Raw genomic sequence first — 5290 nt, forward strand, 5'->3', positions numbered from 1 at the left:
CACCGAAAAAGCCTGCCGGACAACGATCGCTATTCCCAATGACCTGGAGAGGAAAAGTAATATGAACACAGCGAAAACCAGGCGCAAGGGTATCAATAGGGTTTTAAGAATCCTGCCATGTTTCCCCTTAGTAAAATTTTTCCAGGATAAACGAACGAACCAACTGAGCAATAGGGTAAACACCCACGCTACTAAATAAGAACCCAATGCGAGGAAAATGTTGGCTATCCAGTCCGTAATAAGAGCTCCCTGCCACCTGGAAGAAAATATACTATCGGAAGGAGGTCTTTCTAAAAATACCTTGTCATTTGCATATTTCTCATCTGTGATCACCGCCAGAGTTTTCCATGAAAACAACCACAGCTTTTTATTCTCCTCATTAGTTATACGTTCCAGTAAGAGCGGGATTTCATTATCCTGCAAGACAATAGTACCCACTTCTTCAAATGCCGGATCCAGGCCATCATTCAGGTTTCCCTCCGCATTAGCGCTTATTAAATTTATGGGTAACATCTGCCCGCTGCGATCCAAAGCCAGTTCCAGTCGCCTGACCACGGATATCGCTTTGGTTTCTATATCTTTTTCAGCAAAGGCAGAGAGGTCCATATATTGTGTGGCCCGGAATTGATCTTCCCCAGCCAATGCTTTAAAAAACCCTCTGACCGTCCCCTTTGGAGTTGACCTTCCCATAGGATCCGTCTCTATTTGGCTTTCTTTTGCTTCGGTGGTATCAATTGCTAGTGGTTTCAGTAATTGATTTGTACTAAAGGCATAGGAGGATAGGATGCTCCCAAATAGCATTAACAAAACAATTAATCTATTCATGCTCTTGAATATTACGTCGATTGAATAATGGATAGGTTATTCTTTCGGTTACAATATCGCATAAAACATTCAAAAATCCATCAATATGGAAGTACCTGTCCCACGGCAGCTTTCGCCGTACAACCATTAATACAACTACAATCCTTAAAATGGGAAGCATTTTTTTATTAACTTTGTATTACAAAGTACTTTGACATGAAAGAAAAATACGAAGAGGATCTCAGGGAAATCCGGGAGATCATGAACCGATCCAGCAGGTTCTTATCCCTCAGTGGATTATCGGGGATATCTGCAGGTATACTCGGTATTGTCGCTGCCTACCTGGCAGGGCAACATGTGTTTGTTCAGCCTGAATATTTCAGCTATCAGCCGGTGCATTTGCCCGATCAGCAATTGAGGATCCTGTTACTCCTGGCCCTTGGAACGCTTATATTGGCAATGGGCAGTACCTTTTATTTCACACAACAGGCCGGGAAGAAAAAACAAGATAAAGTATGGGACCAGCAGGCCAAACGACTGCTCACGAATTTGCTAATCCCACTGGTCAGTGGAGGCATCATATGCCTGATCCTGCTTATCAAAGGACTTGCCGCATTGGCCGTTTGCCTGTGCCTTGTCTTCTATGGTTTGGCCCTGGTAAACGCAAGCAAATACACCCTGCAGGAAGTTAGAATGCTAGGAGGTGTGCAGTTGATCCTGGGTATGACGAGCGTAATCTTCATCGAATTTGCCCTCTTCTTCTGGGCCATCGGATTTGGTTTGGTCCATATCCTGTATGGAATTTTCATGAACCTTAAATACAAGTCGTGAAAAACCTGCTCAAGGATTTTGATAGGGCCTTTGAAAATAAAGTCCGACTGGGCATTATGTCGGCACTTGTCGTCAATACCCATATGGATTTTGTCACCCTGAAGGAACTCCTTGGAGTAACCGACGGCAATCTGGCAAGTCATTTAAAACAGTTGGAAAAAAATCAATATATCCGGGTACAAAAGGAATTTTTAAACCGAAAACCCAATACCAAATACTTCGCCACAGAGACTGGTATTACCGCATTCCGGAAACATATAAACGCCATTGAGCAATTACTAAAAAAGCCATGAAAACCAAAAGCAAAACATGGGATGTTGTATTCTGGGGGATCGCCCTGCTGTTCCTGCTCCTGGGCATTCTAAACGCGATCTACATCCACCCTATCCCTGCAATCTTTTATCTGCTGCTTTCCCTGTTCTATATTCCACCTCTTGTGAGAAAGGCAACTGAAAAAATGGGAATTGGCATCCCCAGGATCCTGAAACTCCTGTTTGCTGTTTTTATCCTGTGGGCTACCCTTGCGGTTGGGGAATTGATGGAACGCTTTGAGGGCTATCTGGGGCATTAATGGCATAAGAACAAAAGGAACTGTCAACACTAAAATATAGTCATCATGAAAAACACAACAAAAAGACTGGGAATATGGGCAATTGCCATTGGGATCCTGCTGTTGATCCCCCTGGCCGCCATGCGGTTCACAAATGAGGTGAACTGGGAACTATCAGACTTTGTAATCATGGGTGCCGCACTATGCACTATAGGACTCTTGTATGAACTTATTGCACGCCGTTCCAGGAAAGCTGTTTATCGCACTGCTTTCGGAGTAGGATTATTAGGGGCCTTCCTTCTCTTTTGGGTAAACGGGGCGGTAGGGATCATCGGGTCCGAAGATCAGCCGGCCAACCTGTTGTACGGCGCGGTTTTTGTCGTGGGTTTGATCGGTTCGCTTTTCGCCCGTTTCAAGGCCATTGGAATGTCACGCACCTTGTTTGCTGCCGCCCTTGTTCAAATGCTCGTACCGGTGGCCGCATATTTTATCTGGCCCCCACCAGTGACTTCCTGGTCCCCCGGTGTACCCGGAGTGTTCCTTTTAAGCGCATTCTTTGCCCTGTTGTTTCTTATTTCTGCCCTGTTATTCAGGCAGGCCAGCTCCTCTCAGGAAGGTACCGTCTAATATTGATTACCTTGTAGGTGAGAACCTGAACCCATTATTGCGTGCTCACCTTTAAAACTGTTGCTGAAAAACGGTATTGGCTATATGCCTCTATCATATATCTCGTCATTCTCGTTACGATAGTGTTGGGAACACCTTTTCAAAAATGGCTGTGGGGACAGGATGTGCAAGTAGTGCTTTTTCTAATTGGCATGCTGTTGACCGGCATTACCATTATTGTTTTTGGCTTAAAATTTAAACCTAAAAGCACAGAACTGGTACTCTGGCTGGGATTAGCGACCATAGGGGTGATGCTTATCTTCAGGCTGGGTGCGGCAGAACGCAGCCACCTAATGGAATACGGTATCCTGGCTATTTTTATCTATAAGGCATTGTCTGAACGGTTAGGTGTTGAAAGGTCTTTTTTAACCGTGGGAATACTGGCTTTCCTGATAACTTCTTTGCTTGGAATACTTGATGAGGGGATTCAAATCTTCATACCCCAAAGGGTTTTTGATCCTGAAGACATCCTCTTCAATATGCTGGCCGCCTTTATGGCCGTTGCCGGAAGCCTGATTCTTCATTGGGTGAGAAGAAAGCTAAAGTAAATACATACCAGTAAAACCCCTTTAGCAGCGTTAAGAACCGTCGTAATTCTGAAACAAATATTTAATAAATTCCCCGCTTCTTCGTACCTTAGAGTGTCACAGGATGTCGTTTAGCACGTCCCCTGAATTGGAGGTACTAGGTGTGGGAAGAAGGGGAGATAAGCCCTCCTGAAAGAATTCTGAAAACTATAAAAGTATATAAGATGTCTGCAGAACTTATCATTATCATTGTGGGCGCCATCCTCCTGTTGCTCGCATTCGGAGACAGCATTAAGTTTAAAGGAAAACCCCTTGGCCTGGTAAACCCCAAACTCAAAGTTCCTCTGGGTATAATCGGTGTTCTTCTGATTATTTACGGGGGCTTCTCCTATGGTACTGTCAATTTACCCGGCCAATTGGAACAGGCCCAGGTGGGTAATGTAAAGCAGATCACTTACCCCGTGAACGCCGTGCAGGTACTATCGCCTGTTGAAGGGGATTCTGTAAATTGCCGTATCCTGACCATGGGGGTATATCCGGAAACGCATGACAAAGACATCTGGGTAGTATTGAGGCCTTCTGATGACCGCTATTATCCGCAATCCGACCATACCAACACCTCCTACAAAAGGGACGGGGAATGGCAGGTGATTACACGATTCGGCGGGGATAAGGATGAAGAATTCGAGGTTATCGTCTACGAAACCGATGCCACTGCCTCCCAATTTTTCAGTACCACCATTGCGGATTGGAAAGCCGCCCTCCAGTACCCCGGGCTGGAACTACAGGAAATACCCCAAGGAGCTACAGAGGTGGACCGCCTGAAGGTCACCTTAAATAAAAATTGCCGGGGTGCACATGAGACGGAGGATTCACAGTAAAATGGAATTCTATTTACTTTTTTAGGATCCCTAGCTGACTTAGTCCTGAAAGTCATGGATTAGCTTACAGGAACTAATTTTTTTCCCATTTATCCAAAAAAACAAGGCGTACATCCCCTACCCGCAAGAGGGGATGTACTCGTTTAAGCACCCCTTTCTTCGACCTGCGGTACCCTGCCTTCCAAAAATCTGGCCATTCTCCCACTTGGTCTAAAAAATTACGCCTGAAATCAGTCCAGGCATACCTTGTGCCTTAAATAAACCCCCGAATTATGAAATTAAAAATTAACCTTATTGAGATTGGACGGTTCCTGATTTGTTTAGGTATAGCCTTCGTAGCTTGGTTATACATGTGGAATACCGGATCTATCTTCTAGCCTTTACCCTTATTTCAGGACTTTGATAAGAGGTGTGCAGGAAGCGCATCTGGGGATGTACACCCCAATTGTTCCATTATCTGTTGTAATTGTGTTTTCAGCAGTGCGATGGTATGATGACCACCTGCCTTGCCCAAGGCCCCTACGCCATACATAAAGGGTCGCCCCATAAAGGTAAAACGCGCCCCGGAAGCCATGGCACGAGTGATATCGGGCCCTGACCGCAGGCCGCCATCCATCATAATAAGCATGCGATCCTGATAGATCGGGGCCAGGCGCTGTACGCTCGCAATTGTGGATTCCCCGGCATCTAGTTGCCGGCCCCCGTGGTTGGAGATGACCACTCCGTCTATACCCAGTTGTATGGCTTTTTCCATATCAGTGGCTGATGCTACGCCTTTAAGGACCAGTTTCCCTTTCCATCGTTCGCGAATAGGACCTATTTTATCAACATTCAAGCGCTTGTCAAAGGTCTGGTCCATAAACTCCCCCAGCTGTTTTAAACTAAGGTTGCCGGGAATATAGGGCAACAGGTTAGCAAATTTGGGCGTTCCTGCAGCCATCATCGCGCCAAGCCAACGGGGTTTAGACAACATTTGTAAAAGATTCTTACGTGTCATCTTGGGGGGCATGGAAAGGCCATTTCGTATTTCT

General features: G+C 45.5%; 7 protein-coding genes and 1 pseudogene. 6 read left to right on the top strand and 2 right to left on the bottom strand.

Annotated elements, in window-relative coordinates:
• A pseudogene (locus AC4E7D_RS06435) lies at window positions 1–825 on the bottom strand (hypothetical protein); the annotation flags it as partial.
• A gap of 195 nt (window positions 826–1020) precedes the next feature.
• Between AC4E7D_RS06435 and AC4E7D_RS06440 the strand changes: the two are divergent.
• From AC4E7D_RS06440 to AC4E7D_RS06465, 6 genes are all read left to right on the top strand, one after another.
• The gene (locus AC4E7D_RS06440) at window positions 1021–1635 is read left to right on the top strand and encodes a hypothetical protein (RefSeq protein ID WP_490172988.1); all 615 of its coding nucleotides are present in this window, start codon (window positions 1021–1023) and stop codon (window positions 1633–1635) included.
• Complete coding sequence (locus tag AC4E7D_RS06445; protein ID WP_490172989.1) at window positions 1632–1928, top strand: winged helix-turn-helix domain-containing protein; 297 nt, start codon at window positions 1632–1634, stop codon at window positions 1926–1928. Before AC4E7D_RS06440 ends, AC4E7D_RS06445 begins: the two co-directional genes overlap by 4 nt.
• Window positions 1925–2206, top strand: coding sequence for a hypothetical protein (locus AC4E7D_RS06450; protein WP_490172990.1), 282 nt, complete (start codon window positions 1925–1927; stop codon window positions 2204–2206). The genes AC4E7D_RS06445 and AC4E7D_RS06450 overlap by 4 nt, the downstream gene beginning before the upstream one ends.
• Window positions 2207–2251: 45 nt before the next feature.
• Window positions 2252–2812, top strand: a complete 561-nt coding sequence (locus tag AC4E7D_RS06455) for a hypothetical protein (RefSeq protein ID WP_490172991.1) — start codon at window positions 2252–2254, stop codon at window positions 2810–2812.
• Window positions 2813–2853: 41 nt separating this feature from the next.
• The gene (locus AC4E7D_RS06460) at window positions 2854–3399 is read left to right on the top strand and encodes a VanZ family protein (RefSeq protein WP_490172992.1); all 546 of its coding nucleotides are present in this window, start codon (window positions 2854–2856) and stop codon (window positions 3397–3399) included.
• A gap of 203 nt (window positions 3400–3602) precedes the next feature.
• Complete coding sequence (locus AC4E7D_RS06465) at window positions 3603–4259, top strand: hypothetical protein (RefSeq protein ID WP_490172993.1); 657 nt, start codon at window positions 3603–3605, stop codon at window positions 4257–4259.
• 391 nt (window positions 4260–4650) lie between these two features.
• On the opposite strand, the gene AC4E7D_RS06470 is transcribed toward AC4E7D_RS06465, so the two are convergent.
• A partial coding sequence (locus tag AC4E7D_RS06470) for an alpha-hydroxy acid oxidase (RefSeq protein WP_490172994.1) occupies window positions 4651–5290 on the bottom strand: 640 nt, incomplete at its 5' end.

This window comes from Lentiprolixibacter sp., assembly GCF_982873095.1.